11 protein-coding genes and 1 tRNA gene are annotated in these 15,334 nt (G+C 50.9%); 8 read left to right on the top strand and 4 right to left on the bottom strand.

Features of this window, described 5'->3' with window-relative positions; translation table 11 throughout:
- Positions 1–141: 141 nt before the first annotated feature.
- On the bottom strand, positions 142–3,825 hold the full coding sequence (purL, locus tag TH63_RS09115; protein ID WP_048920677.1) for a phosphoribosylformylglycinamidine synthase: 3,684 nt from the start codon (positions 3,823–3,825) through the stop codon (positions 142–144).
- A 462-nt stretch (positions 3,826–4,287) separates the two neighbouring features.
- Between purL and ypfJ the strand changes: the two genes are divergently transcribed.
- Positions 4,288–5,187 carry a KPN_02809 family neutral zinc metallopeptidase gene (gene ypfJ / locus TH63_RS09110; protein WP_048920676.1) on the top strand — a complete coding sequence of 300 codons (900 nt, stop codon included), beginning with the start codon at positions 4,288–4,290 and terminating at the stop codon, positions 5,185–5,187.
- Between the two features lie 174 nt (positions 5,188–5,361).
- On the opposite strand, the gene TH63_RS09105 is transcribed toward ypfJ, so the two are convergent.
- Positions 5,362–5,433: transfer RNA gene (locus tag TH63_RS09105), tRNA-Glu, on the bottom strand.
- Between the two features lie 186 nt (positions 5,434–5,619).
- On the opposite strand from TH63_RS09105, the gene gap reads away from it, so the two are divergent.
- From gap to TH63_RS09090, 3 genes are all read left to right on the top strand, one after another.
- Positions 5,620–6,618: a type I glyceraldehyde-3-phosphate dehydrogenase gene (gene gap, locus TH63_RS09100; protein WP_048920675.1), complete on the top strand. Its 999-nt coding sequence runs from the start codon at positions 5,620–5,622 to the stop codon at positions 6,616–6,618.
- A 171-nt stretch (positions 6,619–6,789) separates the two neighbouring features.
- Complete coding sequence (locus TH63_RS09095; protein WP_048920674.1) at positions 6,790–7,704, top strand: diacylglycerol/lipid kinase family protein; 915 nt, start codon at positions 6,790–6,792, stop codon at positions 7,702–7,704.
- On the top strand, positions 7,701–8,045 hold the full coding sequence (locus tag TH63_RS09090) for a translation initiation factor (RefSeq protein ID WP_048920673.1): 345 nt from the start codon (positions 7,701–7,703) through the stop codon (positions 8,043–8,045). The genes TH63_RS09095 and TH63_RS09090 overlap by 4 nt, the downstream gene beginning before the upstream one ends.
- 64 nt (positions 8,046–8,109) lie before the next feature.
- Here TH63_RS09090 and kdsB read toward each other — a convergent pair whose 3' ends face one another.
- Entirely contained in the window at positions 8,110–8,859 is a 750-nt protein-coding gene (gene kdsB, locus TH63_RS09085; RefSeq protein ID WP_048920672.1) for a 3-deoxy-manno-octulosonate cytidylyltransferase, read from the bottom strand.
- Positions 8,860–9,036: 177 nt separating this feature from the next.
- On the opposite strand from kdsB, the gene TH63_RS09080 reads away from it, so the two are divergent.
- Both TH63_RS09080 and TH63_RS09075 read left to right on the top strand, forming a co-directional pair.
- Positions 9,037–9,852 (top strand): DUF4905 domain-containing protein, encoded by an 816-nt coding sequence (locus TH63_RS09080; protein WP_048920671.1) that lies wholly within the window; start codon positions 9,037–9,039, stop codon positions 9,850–9,852.
- Positions 9,853–9,871: 19 nt separating this feature from the next.
- A complete protein-coding gene (locus tag TH63_RS09075; RefSeq protein WP_231583571.1) occupies positions 9,872–10,873 on the top strand; it encodes a LysM peptidoglycan-binding domain-containing protein in 1,002 nt (333 codons plus the stop codon).
- A 98-nt stretch (positions 10,874–10,971) separates the two neighbouring features.
- Here the strand turns inward: TH63_RS09075 and TH63_RS09070 are convergent, their stop codons facing one another.
- Positions 10,972–11,694 (bottom strand): alpha/beta fold hydrolase, encoded by a 723-nt coding sequence (locus TH63_RS09070; protein ID WP_048920669.1) that lies wholly within the window; start codon positions 11,692–11,694, stop codon positions 10,972–10,974.
- A 140-nt stretch (positions 11,695–11,834) separates the two neighbouring features.
- Here TH63_RS09070 and TH63_RS09065 point away from each other — a divergent pair, with 140 nt between their 5' ends.
- Positions 11,835–12,614 carry a TIGR02757 family protein gene (locus TH63_RS09065; RefSeq protein WP_048920668.1) on the top strand — a complete coding sequence of 260 codons (780 nt, stop codon included), beginning with the start codon at positions 11,835–11,837 and terminating at the stop codon, positions 12,612–12,614.
- A 211-nt stretch (positions 12,615–12,825) separates the two neighbouring features.
- The gene (locus TH63_RS09060; RefSeq protein ID WP_048920667.1) at positions 12,826–15,234 is read left to right on the top strand and encodes an endonuclease MutS2; all 2,409 of its coding nucleotides are present in this window, start codon (positions 12,826–12,828) and stop codon (positions 15,232–15,234) included.
- Positions 15,235–15,334: the final 100 nt, after the last annotated feature.

The following is a 15,334-nucleotide window of genomic DNA, read 5'->3' as shown; positions in this document are numbered from 1 at the left end:
TGCTCTCCAATAACCAAAAAGGCCGCCCATTTTATTGGACGGCCTTTTTGGTTATAAAAGCAGTTAAAAAAACTAAATCAGCAGGAAATTAATGGTGCTAAGCTGTGCTACTATTCAAGTAAGCCTGGTTGCTCAATCTTGCTATTTCTCGTTAGATTCAAGCCATTTTCTTGCGTTCACAAAAGCTTCCATCCAGGGAGAGACTTCATCCTGACGGTCTTTTGGATAATACGCCCACTGCCACTGCAGAAGCGAGCGTTCAATGTGGGGCATCATCACTAAGTGACGACCGGTTTCATCGCATATCATAGCCGTATTGTAGTCAGAGCCGTTAGGGCAGGCTGGATAGGTATCATATGCGTATTTGGACACGATTTGATAGGTATCCTCGGTGTGCGGTAAACTAAAACGACCTTCGCCATGAGACACCCAAACCCCCAGCGTGCTCCCAGCCAGGCTTGAAAGCATAACCGATTTATTTTCCTGGATGGTTAAGGAAGTAAAGATACTTTCGTGTTTCTGGCTCACGTTGTGCAGCATTTTCGCCTTCTGGTCATGCCCCATGGTAATGAGCCCTAGTTCTACAAACAGCTGGCAGCCATTGCAGATTCCAACCGATAAGGTGTCTTCCCGCGCAAAGAAGTTCTCCAGCGCATTTTTCGCTTTCTCATTGTACATAAAGGCCCCGGCCCATCCTTTTGCTGAACCCAGTACATCTGAATTGGAGAAGCCTCCTACAGCACCAATGAACCGGATGTCTTCCAGCGTTTCTCTTCCGGAGATCAGGTCCGTCATGTGCACGTCTTTCACATCAAAGCCTGCCAGGTACATGGCATTCGCCATTTCACGCTCAGAGTTACTTCCTTTCTCACGTATAATGGCCGCCTTGATTCTAGGCTTAGAGGTATCTAATAAAGGTTTCTTTCCTGTAAAGCCTTCCGGGAATTTGTACAGCAGGTCATGCTTCTTGTAGTTCTCGAATCGCTCTTTGGCACTTGGCAGGCCACTTTGCTTAATATCCAGCAGATAGGAGGTTTTAAACCAAACATCCCGCAACTCTGCTATGTCAAAGCTATATGCTTCCTCTCCGTTCTTCAACTCCAGAGTAGCACTGGCAGTACTGGTGCCTATTTTGTGGAAGGGTACCTTATTCGCATTTAAGGTGTCTTCCACTTCTTCTGACGCCTGGAATACCACGCCTATATTTTCAGCAAACAGCACTTTAATGCTATCTGCTTCTCCCAGGGATGTAAGGTCAATAGAGGCCCCCAGGTTATTATCCGCAAAGCACATCTCCAGCAAGGTAGTGATCAAGCCGCCGCTGCCAATATCATGGCCAGCAGCTATCTTGCCTTCTTTGATTAAGCCTTGCAGAGTGTTAAAGGCATTCTTAAGAAGCGCGGCATCTGTAATATCAGGGGTTTGGTTCCCAATCTTGTTGACCACCTGCGCAAAAGAAGAACCGCCTAACTTAAAAGTGTCATTAGAGAGGTTAATGTAGTAAATGTTACCTCCGTCGCGCTGTAATACCGGCTCTACCACCTTGCGTATATCGCTGCAATTCCCGGCTGCCGAAATGATGACAGTGCCAGGGGCAATCACGTCTTCCTCTTTATATTTCTGCTTCATGGATAGTGAGTCCTTGCCCGTAGGGATGTTAATGCCCAGGGCAATCGCGAATTCAGAACAGGCTTCTACCGCTTTATAAAGACGGGCGTCTTCTCCAGCGTTTTTTGAGGCCCACATCCAGTTGGCAGAAAGCGAAACGCTCTGCAAGCCATCTTTTAAAGGCGCCCAAACAAGGTTAGACAGAGATTCACCTATGGCATTGCGGCTGCCCGCTGCCGGATCAATCAAAGCGGAGATGGGAGCATGCCCAATAGAAGTGGCAACCCCCTCTTTCCCCTGGAAGTCAAGCGCCATCACGCCGCAGTTGTTCAGAGGCAACTGTAACGGACCCGCACACTGCTGTTTTGCTACCCGGCCCCCAACGCAACGGTCTACTTTATTCGTGAGCCAGTCTTTGCAGGCCACGGCTTCCAGTTGTAATACCTGTTCCAGGTAAGTAGGCAACTGGCTTTGATCGTAGGTTATTGGCTGGTACGCCCTGTCAATAGTGGTATCAGTCATCACCACTTTAGGCGAACTGCCAAACATATCGCTTAACTCCAGGTCCATGGGTTTCTGGCCGGTAGAAGCTGATTCAAAGGTGAAGCGGTGGTCACCAGTTACGTCGCCCACGGTATACATAGGCGCTCGTTCACGGGCGGCTATCTTTTGCAGGGTGGCAATGTCGTTTTCGCCTATCACCAATCCCATCCGTTCCTGAGACTCATTGCCAATGATCTCTTTCGCGGAGAGGGTAGGGTCACCCACAGGGAGTTTATCCAAGTCTATTTTACCGCCTGTTTCTTCCACAAGTTCTGAGAGGCAGTTTAAGTGGCCGCCAGCCCCATGGTCATGGATAGAAACAATTGGGTTGTGGGCACTTTCCACCAAGCCCCGTATGGCGTTAGCGGCGCGTTTCTGCATCTCCGGGTTAGAACGCTGGATCGCGTTCAACTCAATGCCTGTTCCGTGCTCGCCTGTGTCAGCGGAAGAAACGGCTGCCCCGCCCATGCCTATGCGGTAGTTCTCACCCCCCAGGATCACAATTTTATCGCCGGCTTTGGGGTGCTGCTTCTGGGCCTGGTTCGCCTTGCCATACCCCACGCCACCGGCAAGCATGATCACTTTGTCATAGCCCAGTTTACGTGGCGTCTCCAGGGCATCCGCTTTTTCGTCATATTCAAATGTGAGAACAGACCCGGTGATCAAGGGCTGCCCAAACTTATTGCCAAAATCAGTGGCCCCGTTAGAAGCCTTGATCAGAATATCCATTGGTGTTTGGTACAGCCATTTTCTTTCCTGGGTGGCTTTTTCCCAAGGTCGGTCCTTTTCAAGGCGCGACAAGGCCGTCATATAAACGGCAGTCCCGGCTAACGGAAGCGATCCCTGGCCACCTGCCAATCTATCCCTGATCTCTCCACCAGAACCGGTAGCAGCCCCGTTGAAGGGCTCAACGGTTGTGGGGAAATTATGCGTTTCTGCTTTGATGGAAATAACCGATTCAAAATCACTTAACTCATAGAAGTCAGGGACATCGGCCCGTTTAGGTGCAAACTGCTGCACCACCGGGCCTTTGATAAAGGCCACGTTATCTTTATAGGCCGAAACAATGTCATTTGGATTGGCCTCTGATGTTTTGCGGATCAGTTTGAATAAAGAACTTGGTTTCTCTTCGCCATCAATCACGAATTTGCCATTGAAGATCTTATGGCGACAGTGCTCTGAATTCACCTGCGAGAATCCAAAAACCTCAGAGTCAGTAAGCGGTCTTTGTAATTTCTCAGCAAGTTTGTTTAAGTAATCAACCTCTTCTTCGCTTAATGAAAGCCCTTCCTGTTTGTTATAGGCTGCAATATCTTCCACCGGCAGCACAGGCTCCGGCTTAATATGAATATCATATACTTCCTGATCTAACCCGCGGTACTTTTGAGAAAGCATGGGGTCAAAATCTGCGTAATCTTCCGCTACTACTTTAAACTCTTCAATCCGGATTATCCCCTCTATGCCCATGTTCTGGGTGATTTCCACGGCATTGGTACTCCAGGGGGTGATCATGGCCGCGCGGGGTCCTGCAAAATAGCCACTGAGGGTGGTTTCTTGCTGGAGCTGGGCATTACCAAAAAGCCACTCAAGTTTAGATATGTCTTTGGAGGTTAGCTCCCGCTCTGCCTGTAAAGCGAAAACTGTATCTGGCTGATTAAAAAAGAAGTGAAGCATGCTTTTTTTTTTCTAAGCCCAAAGTTAGGGTTTAAATATAATATAGGGTAGATGGGCGCCAGGTTTGTAGGTATTTCTATTTAGCGCTAGCTGAAAGTGGAGGAATCTATTTGCCTAAATAATTGGTGAGCGCTTCCAGCCATATGAAGGGGAAGGAATACCAGAAAAGGCTACAATTTAAATTTTGAACGTAATCTTGGTGTAGAACTTGTCCTAAATAGGAATAAAAGGACCTGTTGGAGTTGGAGATTCAGACCGCAGGCCAACCTCAATTGACCTTCTAGGCAGATGAATTTTTATGCAGAAAATTCCCTACCTGCGTTTATACAGGCCGTCTGTAAAAAAAATCGCGCATCTAATAAAGTTGGTGATCGTTAAACTGTTCGAGTAATGGGAAAGGTTTACTTATAAGATGAGCAAACCTCCCATTGGCCATCAAACACTTCATTAAATTACAATATCATGAAATGGCAAGGTAGAAGAAAAAGCAGCAACGTTGAAGATGTTAGGGGGCAATCTGGGGGCGGTTTAGGCGGAGGGAGAGGCATCAGTCCCTTGCTGCTGCTTCCCCTGATTCGGCTCCTTTTCTCTAAAGTAGGGTTGGTTATAGTAGCCATACTGGCCCTGGTGTTCTTTTTAACAGGTACCAATCCGTTGACGCTCCTACAGCAGTTTGTGGGAGGTGAACCGCAATATGCGCAAACATCCACCGCCCAACAAAGCCCAGAAGAGCAGGCCCTGGCAGAGCAGACGGCCACCGTGCTGGCAGATACCGAAGATGTGTGGAACAAACTCATTCAAGGGTACCGGGAGCCTACCTTAGTCATGTTTACAGATCAGATAAACTCAGCATGCGGGACAGCCTCTTCGGCCTCTGGTCCGTTCTACTGTCCCGGCGATGAAAAACTGTACATTGACCTGAGCTTTTTTGAGGAAATGGATAACAAACTCGGTGCCGAGGGGGACTTTGCGCAGGCGTATGTCATAGGCCATGAGGTGGGGCACCATGTGCAGAAGCTTACAGGCACCATGGACAAGGTAAATGCCATGCGGGGTCAATTATCTGAGGCTGAGTTCAACAAACTCATGGTGAGGGTGGAGCTGCAGGCCGACTTCTACGCTGGCGTTTGGGCCAACCACACGCAGCGGGCTACAGGGTTCATGGAGCCTGGTGACCTGGAGGAGGCGCTAAACGCAGCAAGTGCCATTGGGGATGACCGCCTTCAGAAACAATCCACAGGTAGAGTGGTGCCAGATTCCTTCACCCACGGTACTTCTGCCCAAAGGGTAAGGTGGTTTAAAAAAGGCTTTGAAACAGGTGATGTATCACAGGGAGATACCTTTAACGCCGCTGTTTTATAGGGCAACAAATGACCCAGGAAAGGTGGAGTTAACTTTAGAGAAAAAGTGAAAATAGGGTAGCATCCTTTTGAAAGCAAGGATAACGTCATTCTTGAAAGCCAGGTAAATTAAGCCAGGTAGTGGCAAGGCCCAAACAAAAAAGCCGCTTCATTTTCATGAGGCGGCTTTTTTTCGTAGTCCGTAGGGGAATCGAACCCCTGTTACCAGAATGAAAATCTGGTGTCCTAACCCCTAGACGAACGGACCATCTGTCGGTTTTGATGGTGCAAATATAGAAGGGGGTTTTTAATCTGCCAACACCCAACAGCAAAATAACCGGCCTTTAGAGGTAAATGGCTCTAAATGAGAGGTAAATTTTTTAGTTTGTTTTGCCTGCAGTAACACGTAACTTGCCGCAGTTATTCAAATACAATCACCAAACTTTAAAAGAACATGTCTAAAAAAATAAGAGTAGCCATCAATGGCTTCGGCCGGATTGGCCGTCTTACCTTTAAGACCCTGTTGGAGCGCGAGAACGTGGAAGTAGTGGCCATCAATGACTTGACGGACAACGCAACCCTGGCGCACCTCTTAAAATATGACTCCGTACACGGCCGTTTCAACGGAACCGTTACGGCAGATGAGAACAGCATCACCGTAAACGGAAACCGCATTGAAGTATTTGCTGAGCGCGAGCCTAAAAACCTGCCTTGGGGAAAACTGAACGTAGACGTGGTGTTGGAATCTACCGGTCGTTTTGTGGATGAGAAAGGCGCTGGCGGTCACCTGGAAGCAGGTGCCAAAAAAGTGGTGATCTCAGCTCCGGCCAAAGGAAACATCCCTACCGTGGTATTGGGAGTGAACGAAGAAATCCTGACGGGTTCAGAAACCATCGTTTCCAACGCTTCTTGTACTACCAACTGCCTGGCCCCAATGGCGAAGGTGTTGGACGAGGCTTTCGGGATTGAGAAAGGCTATATCACCACAGTGCATGCGTACACCGCAGACCAAAACCTGCAGGATGCACCGCACTCTGACTTACGTCGTGCCCGGGCTGCTGCCTATTCTATTGTACCAACCTCAACTGGTGCTGCCAAGGCCGTTGGTCTTGTATTGCCGCACCTGAACGGTAAACTGGACGGGATCGCCATGCGCGTGCCTATTCCGGATGGTTCTTTGACTGACCTTACCGTTATCCTGAAGCGTGAAGTGACTAAGGAAGAGATCAACGCTGCCATGAAGAAAGCCGCTGAAGGCCCAATGAAAGGCATCTTGGAGTACACCGAGGATCCTATCGTATCTATTGACATTGTAGGCAACCGTCACTCTTGCATCTTTGATTCTGACTTGACTTCTGCCAGCGGAACATTGGTGAAAGTAGTGGGCTGGTATGATAACGAAACCGGTTATTCTAACCGTGCTGCTGACTTAATGGAGCGCATAGGAGCTTAATTCTTAGCGAACCCTCACATTTAGAAGTGGTGTTGCCTCCGGGTGGCACCACTTTTTTTGTGTATTTTTACCAAAACAGCCTCAAAACAGAAAGCCCCGTATTGATATAGTCTCGCCCTCTTCGGATGATGGTGGAAGACGGAGGTGAATTGACAGGAAAGACAGAAGAGTATGACCCTTACCAACGGCCCGGAGAAAGCCTGTTTTATACTTAACCCAAAATCAGGTGTGCGCAGCACCGTCTCGGTCCCCGACCTGATTGGCCAGCACCTGGACACCACCCGCTGGACCCCCGAGATCATTTTCACGGAGCGGGCGGGCCACGCCACACAGTTGGCCCAGAAGGCTGCTGCTAACGGTGCACGGTTGGTGGTAGCAGTGGGCGGAGACGGAACCGTGAACGAGGTAGCCCGGGGACTGCTGAAAACCAATGCTGCCTTAGGGATTCTCCCAAAGGGATCTGGCAATGGCCTGGCCAGGCATTTGGGTATTCCGCTGGCCTTACCGCAAGCGCTGGAGCTGTTGAATACGCCGGTTTTTCACCGCATTGATTCGTGCGCTATTAACAACCACCCGTTTTTCTGCACCGCGGGCATTGGCTTTGACGGGCTTATCAGTTCCGTCTTCGCGCAGAGCACCAAGCGCGGCTTGAGCAGTTATATTGCGTTGGTGGTAAAAGAGTTCAGAACCTTCACAGCCCAGGCTGCCACGGTAGAGATCAACGGCCACCAACTCAATTCAGATTTTTTTGTGGTGGCTTTTGCCAATGCCTCACAATACGGCAACAACGCCTACATTGCGCCAATGGCTGATATCCAGGACGGGTTTCTGGATGTGTGCCTGATCCGGCACGTGGGAGTGGCCGATGCCATTCAATTGGGCTATGGGTTAATGACCAAACAGATTGCCTCTTCCGGCCTGGCCGAGTTTCATACCTGTTCCACTGTAGAGGTCAAGAGTCCGCAGCCCCAGCATTTCCATGCCGACGGCGAATTTATGGGCACCGCCACTGAGTTTAAAGTGCAACTTTTCCCTGAATCTTTAGAAGTAGTAGCGTCTTTGGGCGCCAATGTGAAAGCAGTATGAGCAAGAACAAGAAAAACCGCGAAGGAGTGGTGTTTTCCACCAACCCAGATTTTGAATATGAATACCAACAGGAAGAAGCCGCCCAAACGCTTCCGCCGCAACAGCAGAACCTGCGCGTACAGCTAGACAAGAAAAGCCGGGGCGGGAAACAGGTCACCCTCATCACCGGCTTTGTGGGCCAGGACGAGGCCCTACAAATCCTGGGCAAAACCCTGAAATCTAAATGTGGGGTAGGAGGTAGCGCCAAAGACGGCGAAATCACTATCCAAGGAGACTTCAGAGACAAGGTCCTCCAGATTTTGCTGGACCTGAAATACAAAGCCAAAAAAGCCGGCGGCTGAGAAAGCCCCTTGGGTTTTAAGCCCTGAGTCTTGGTAAAGGAACAAGATTCCTAATTCCTAATTCTTAATTTTTAATTCGTTGCAGGTATTCAAGCGCTTTCTCCAGATCAGAGGGGGTGTCAATGCCAATGGTTTCTGCGTGGGTGATGGCGGTTATGATCTTAAAGCCGTGCTCCAGCCACCTGAGCTGTTCCAAAGATTCGGCTTTCTCTAGTAACGAAGGCTGCAGTTGGGTAAGTTGCGCCAGCACCTGGGTGCGGTAACCGTAGATGCCAATGTGTTTATAGAATACGTGGTGCTGGAGCCAATCGGTCTCGTCCACGCCCCGCAGGTAGGGAATAGGATGCCGGCTGAAATACAGGGCCTGCCCCTGGGCACCCACTACCACCTTCGGGCTGTTAGGTGATAATAACTCCTCCTGGTTTTGCACGGGTTTGATGAGGGTGGCAATCTGGGCTTCTTGCTGCGCGAAACAACCCAGCACTTTATCAATCTGCTCCGGCTGGATGAAAGGCTCATCGCCCTGAATGTTCACTATCACCTCAAAAGCCTCTCCCAACTGACTGTAGGCTTCCTGGCAACGGTCGGTGCCGCTTTGGTGCTCAGGCGAGGTCATGACCCCCGTCCCCCCAAAGGCTTCTACATGTTGCTTTATCCTCTCATCATCTGTTGCCACTACCACGGCCTGCAGCTGAGACTTGGAAGCCTGCTCGTACACCCGCTGAATCATAGATTTGCCGCCCAGCAGGACCAAAGGCTTGCCTGGGTATCGGGTGGAGGCAAAACGCGCGGGAATTATTCCAAGAGCTTTCATAGGATCAGGGTTAGAAGCGACTGCAAATGTGGGTGAGAAACCAACCGGGTTCAAAGATAGCAAGGACAGGGACATTTCCGGCGGTGCATACTCCTTGCTCTGGTTTTTTCCTCAGGCTAACTCCCCTGTATTTTCTATTTTTAGCCTGATTTCCAGAAAACATGCCCAAAACAAAAAATGGCCTCTCTTAAGCTTTCAACGGAATATACCTTTCAGGGCGCCATCTGGCGCCTGGAGGTTGACCCTGAGCAGGGCTGGCTGGCCGTGGAAGTGAGAAACGCTGAAACCCTGCAGGTTTCTTTCTCGGTGATAGACGGCCATACAGGCAAGGTTATTTTAAACCATTTCCGGTTGCCAGATCCCTGGTGGGTAAGCCTGGCCGCCCTGCAGGACCAGTTGTTGTATCTGCAGGGGTTTGAGAAAACCCAGCACTTAGGCCTACCCAAAGGGGTAACAGCCATTGATTGCCGGACCCAGGAGGTGCTTTTCACCCTGCTCCATATGCAGTGGGTGAAAAGCCAGAAAAACGGGTTAGTTTTGGCAGATTCCGTGGGCATTCACCATTTGGTACACCCCAGATCGGGAGCGCTGTTACCTTCAGATGCCAAGGCCCTGAAACAAAAAATAAGTGGACTTGAAAAGGCCACCCGGGCCTGGCAACGGCCGGTACAGCATTCTCCGGAGAGCCCTTACTTTCAAGGATTAGCCGATTTTATTCTGGAAGGAGAGGGGCACCGGCCGGAGCAGGAAATCGCCTATCTGGAGACCGAAACATTTTTTTGTGTAGGCTATCACCTTAAGAAGGAAAACGATAGGTTTATGAATTTTTTGGTAACTTACACCCTCGGCGGCGAGCCCTTAGGAAAATTATGCCTTTCCCAGGATGCCGGTGCCCCTGGGGAACCCGGTTTTTTTACTTTAGGTGGCAAGCTTTTTGTACTGCCCGAAAAGTCAAAACTGGTTGGTTATAGTTTCCCCAAAGCAAGTAATTGAATAAAAAGAAGTAGAGTCCATGTTAAAGAAGTTTGTGTTTGTTTTGGGTTGTTTCATGGTTTCATACGGTGCCGCCTCCGCGGATACTCTTTTTGCCCGTGACTCCATTGGGGTGAAAACCCAGAACGGGAAACCGTATATCACCCACAAAGTCAAATCTGGTGAAACCCTTTACGCCCTTTCCCGCAAATACGGCGTTCCGGTGGCCAAGATTGTGGAAGCCAATAAAAACGTAGAGAAATCACTGGTGGTAGGCCAAACGGTCCTTATTCCTATGAAACAGGAAAGCACCGCCTCCACTACCAAGGTAACGCTTGCAGAAACCCCGGCCAGTCCGGCCGCTAAGCGCACCTACGTAGTTGACGGGCAAGGCAATAAAATGCACACGGTGCAGGCACGCCAAACCCTGTATTCTATTTCGCGGCAGCACAATGTGTCGGTAGACGATATCAAGAAGTGGAACAAGCTTACTAACGCCACGGTAGAAGTAGGCCAGAACCTGATTGTGGGTGTGGGCGCTAAAGTGCCAGCCCAGGCCACCGCCTCCTCTAAGGTATATGTGCCAGAGAACGATGACGTCATCTCAACCCCCAAGCAACAGCCTTCCACGGTAACGGCTTCTACGGCTCCGGCGGTGCCTGTTTCCACGCCGGCGGCCCCGGTAGCGTCCAGCGTGAGAAAAAATACCCCGGCTGTAGAAAAGCCTGATGCCGATGAGGAAAAGCCTGGCTCCAAGACCTCTGAGTACGTAGCCCGGGTGAATGAAAGCGGCATGGCCGAACAGATTGACCAGCGCGGCGATGCCAACAAGTTCCTGGCCTTGCACAAGACGGCCGCGGTAGGAACCATCATGGCGGTGAAAAACCCTATGAACGACCAGACCGTGTACGTGCGCGTGATTGGCAAACTGCCCGCCACCGGCGAAAATGACAAAGTAGTAGTGAAACTTTCAAAGAAAGCCTGCCAGCAGATTGGCGCGGTAGACAAGCGCTTTAGAGTAGAAGTGTCTTACATGCCGTAAGCGTTTTAGGGCTGTTTTCTGAAAAAGAGGCCGGAAACGGGTCACCTATTGGGGACTGTTTCCGGCCTCTTTTTTATGGGTGATTTTAGGGGAAGCCTTTACCTGGCTAGAAGGTCCAGCAGCAACTGGTTGATCTTTTCAGGTTGCGTGAGCACCATCAAATGTGTTCCTTTCTCAATTCGGTAGACGTTTTCAATCCGGTCAAAAGGCAGGATAAAATCGGCATCGCCGTGCAGGTGCAGCAGGTGAGGGCCAGGCGTTTTGCTTTTCCATTTTACAATACTGTCTACGGCCCGCGGGTAGTAGTTTGGGGGCATGGTTTGCAGCATGCTTTTAAAGAGGCGAGCATCCTCTTGCTTTCTAATGCCAAACAGCCACCTGGTAGCATAGCCAAGTGTCACATACCCTTCGTTCTTTACCAGTTTGTGCAGCGGGAGAATCCTTAAGGCCTTCATTAATACCGGTATTTCTTTCGACGAAGCAGCCGAGGAGATAAGGATGGCATGCCGGGGCCGGTACACTTTGGCAATTTCACTCACGCACATGCCTACCATAGAAACGCCCACCAAGGAATAGGAGCGGGTGGTGTCCATCTGCTGCGCCAGCCGGAGCGCATAATGGGCCAGGTCTTCCTTTTTCTCTATCGGGATCCAGGTTATGTACTTCACCTGGTAAGGCAACGTCAGGTGCTGGAACAGCCTTTCATCCAGCCCCATGCCCGGGAACAAGTATACGGTGTGGCCGGCTAGGACCACCGGATCCTGGCAGAACCCCAGCAGGACTTTCAGACAAAAGAAACCGGTGAGCAGAGCTTTTATCATAGTATATGAAACTGCGGTGCTTAAGTTGGGGCAGTGAAAGCAGAATAGAAGAAACGGAGCCACAGGCAGGAGAATCTTTCCCTGCTAACGTTTCCTGCCAACCAGCGTTTTATCTTTGGTTTCAATTTCAACTTTATTCTATGGCTTTTACCCCTGCCCAGGTCCAGGCGTTGCTGGAAGACAGATACCAGAAGTACAACACGCCCGCCTTTATCGCCAATGACCCGGTCTCCATCCCGCACCTGTTCCAGCAGAAACAGGACATTGAGATTGCCGGTTTTTTTGGCTCTATCCTGGCATGGGGGCAACGGAAGACCATCATCAATAAATGCCGGGAGCTTCTGAACCGCATGGACAATGCCCCCTACCAATTCATTACCCAGCACCACGACGACGACCTGAAACAATTGCTGGGCTTCAAGCACCGCACCTTCAATGATACTGATCTGCTGTACCTGGTGTATTTCTTCAAGTGGTTCTACCAGCGGCACGACTCCCTGGAAGAAGCGTTTCTGGGACCAGCTGCCGCGCCGCTCACTACCAAAAAAGCCCGGCTGGAATATTTCTATAACCTGGTATTCTCCTTGCCCGAGGCCCCGCACCGAACCCGCAAGCATATCTCTACGCCGGCTAAAAAATCGGCCTGCAAACGCATTAACATGTACCTGCGCTGGATGGTGAGAAAAGACGACCGGGGCGTGGATTTCGGGCTATGGAACCGCATGTCTCCCGCTGATCTTATCTGCCCCTGTGACGTGCACGTGCAACGCGTGGCTCGCAAGCTGGGGCTCATTGAACGCACCCAGTCAGACTGGGCCATGGCCGAGGAATTGACCCAACACCTAAGGCAGTTTGACCCGCTGGACCCGGTCAAGTATGACTATGCGTTGTTCGGCCTGGGCATTGAGGAAAAGTTTTAAAGCATAGCGATTACAATTAAAAAAGCGACTGGTCTATCTGAATAAATCTGCTGGCAAACTCAGGAAACCTTTTGCTGGTAATATTTCTTAAAACCTTGGAACATTGGCCACCCCAACCATGTTCTGCAATGCTAGTCAATGCCGTTTTTAGGCTACTTTTGTAAAAACGGCCCCTAAACGGAAACCAACCACTTAGAAAAAGAGAACCTACTTGATATATCCATCTAATTTTGAGCAGAAGATCGGGTTTACCCAGATCCGTGAAATGTTATCTGAGGCCTGCTTAAGCTCGCTGGGCCGCCGGTTTGTAGAGCGCGTACATTTTCTAGACCGCTTTGACCTGGTACAACGCCTTTTACAGCAAGCCGAGGAATTTGCGCATATTCTGCGCGCCGGCGAAGATTTTCCTAGCCAGTATTATTTTGACGTAACCGAACACCTGAACCGCGCTTCTTTGGAGGGAGCGTTTCTGGAGGTGAGGGGCGTGTATGAGGTGAAGATGTCGTTGCGGGCCATCCGGCAGGCATTGGGCTTCTTTGTGGAGTCTGAGGAAGACGAGTATCCGGCCCTGAAAGCCCTGACCCAAGGGGTAGAGGTAGACCGCCAGCTGATAGCAGCGCTGGAAAAACTGGTGGATGACAGCGGCAACGTAAAAGATGACGCTTCCCCAGAGCTTCAGCGCGTGAAACGCGACCTTATTGGCCAGCAGACCCAGTTGCGCAAGCAGATTGCCAGCATCATGCGGCACGCCAAAAACGAAGGCTGGACCCCGGCCGACGCCGAGCCTACCATCCGGGGCGGCCGTCTGGTGATTCCGGTGATAGCCGAATTTAAGCGCCGCATCAAAGGTCTCATCCATGATGAATCGGCCACGGGCCAGACCGTGTACCTAGAGCCCGAAACCGTCTTTGAACTGAACAATGACATTAAGGACCTTGAGAACGCCTATCACCGTGAACTCATCAGGCTCTTGACGGCAGTCACTAACCAGTTACGGCACCACCTGCCGGGCCTGAGAAAAGCCTACCAGTTCCTGTCGCTGCTGGATTTCATTAGGGCCAAAGCGATTGTGGCTAATAGGATAGGTGCGCTTATGCCGGTGCTGCACAAGGCGCCGATCATGAAATGGAATAACGCCCGCCACCCCATTCTGCACTTAACGTTGCAGTCGCATGGCAAACAGGCCGTGCCTTTGTCCCTGGAACTGGACCAGGAGCAGCGTATCCTTTTGATCTCGGGCCCAAACGCCGGAGGTAAATCGGTGGCCATGAAAACGGCGGGGCTGCTGCAGTACATGCTGCAGTGCGGGTTATTGATACCGGTGGCCGAGAACTCGGAGGCCGGGCTGTTCAGTGATATCTTCCTGGATATGGGCGATGAGCAATCCATTGAGAATGACCTGAGTACATATAGTTCGCACCTTCAGAACATGAAGCAGTTTGTGTTGTTCGCAGACAAGAAATCTTTGATATTAATAGATGAGTTCGGAACCGGGACCGAGCCAGCCCTGGGCGGTGCCATAGCCGAGGCGGTACTGGATTCACTGCACAAGCAGAAGGTGTTTGGCGTGATCACCACCCACTATACCAACCTGAAGAACTACGCCGAGAAAACGCCGGGCATTGTGAACGGCGCCATGCGCTACAACCCTGCGGAGCTGCAGCCCCTCTACCAGCTGGAAATTGGCAAACCGGGTTCTTCCTTTGCCCTGGAGATTGCCCGTAAAATTGGGCTGCCCAAGAACATCCTGGAGAAGGCCGGCACGCTGGTGGGCAAGGAGAAGATCAGGTATGACAAGCTGCTAGAGCAACTGGAGCAAGAGAAGACGGATCTGGAAAGACGCAATGCCGCCGCTGCCAAACAGGAGCGTAAAATGCAGAAGGCCGTGGAGGAATACACCGCCCTCAAGCAGCACCTGGAGGAAAGCAAGCAGGATATCATTAGAACGGCCAAAGGCCAGGCCAAGCTGCTCCTGAAAGACGCTAACCAGCAGATTGAGAGCACCATTGAGCAGATCAAGCGCAGCAACGCGGACAAGGAACAGACCAAAGTCGCCCGTCAGCAACTGGACACGTTCAAGGAGAAACTCACGCCCGAGCCAAAGCCCGTTGTTAGACGCAACGGTACGGCGCCTTCGGGCCCTTTACAGCCTGGTGACCGGGTAGGTCTTATCGGCCAGGACTCCGTAGGGGAATTGCTGGCCATCAAAGGCAAGACGGCTGAGGTGAGCTTCGGGGGCTTGAAAACCATTGTGAAGCTGGAGAAACTGGAACGTCCCGACCCGAATGTGGTGCGCGAAAAAGCCAAAAAGGAGAAAGAAGCCGCTGCGGCGGTAGCCCCATCCAGAGGCCTGGACGTGACCCAGCGCATGGCCGATTTCCAGTATACCCTGGACGTACGCGGCCAGCGCGCCGAGGAAGCCCTGACCACCGTCATGAACTTCATGGATGACGCCATCATGCTGGGCATGCCCGAGGTGAAGATTATCCACGGACGCGGCAACGGTATCCTGAAACAAGTGATCCGGGACTATGTACGGTCGCTTAGGGAAGTAGCCAGCGTGGCAGATGAACACGTAGAGCGCGGCGGTGACGGCGTGTCTATGATAGTGCTCAAGTAAATGCGTTTTAGGGCCGTTTTTGGGAAAACAGGCTTAAAACAAGATAAAGAAAAAGGCCCGCTGTAAAGCAGGCCTTTTTCTTTATGATTAAGATCTATAA

This window comes from Rufibacter radiotolerans, from assembly GCF_001078055.1.
GTDB lineage: Bacteria > Bacteroidota > Bacteroidia > Cytophagales > Hymenobacteraceae > Nibribacter > Nibribacter radiotolerans.
Note: the sequence above shows the minus strand (reverse complement) of the source record. Positions and strands in the feature narration are given on the sequence as shown.

Coding starts and splice junctions, on each gene's coding strand:
- ypfJ (WP_048920676.1), top strand. CDS start 4,288: ATGAAATGGCAAGGTAGAAGAAAAAGCAGCAACGTTGAAGATGTTAGG.
- kdsB (WP_048920672.1), bottom strand. CDS start 8,859: ATGAAAGCTCTTGGAATAATTCCCGCGCGTTTTGCCTCCACCCGATAC.
- TH63_RS09075 (WP_231583571.1), top strand. CDS start 9,872: ATGTTAAAGAAGTTTGTGTTTGTTTTGGGTTGTTTCATGGTTTCATAC.
- TH63_RS09065 (WP_048920668.1), top strand. CDS start 11,835: ATGGCTTTTACCCCTGCCCAGGTCCAGGCGTTGCTGGAAGACAGATAC.
- TH63_RS09070 (WP_048920669.1), bottom strand. CDS start 11,694: ATGATAAAAGCTCTGCTCACCGGTTTCTTTTGTCTGAAAGTCCTGCTG.
- purL (WP_048920677.1), bottom strand. CDS start 3,825: ATGCTTCACTTCTTTTTTAATCAGCCAGATACAGTTTTCGCTTTACAG.
- TH63_RS09095 (WP_048920674.1), top strand. CDS start 6,790: ATGACCCTTACCAACGGCCCGGAGAAAGCCTGTTTTATACTTAACCCA.
- gap (WP_048920675.1), top strand. CDS start 5,620: ATGTCTAAAAAAATAAGAGTAGCCATCAATGGCTTCGGCCGGATTGGC.
- TH63_RS09090 (WP_048920673.1), top strand. CDS start 7,701: ATGAGCAAGAACAAGAAAAACCGCGAAGGAGTGGTGTTTTCCACCAAC.
- TH63_RS09080 (WP_048920671.1), top strand. CDS start 9,037: ATGGCCTCTCTTAAGCTTTCAACGGAATATACCTTTCAGGGCGCCATC.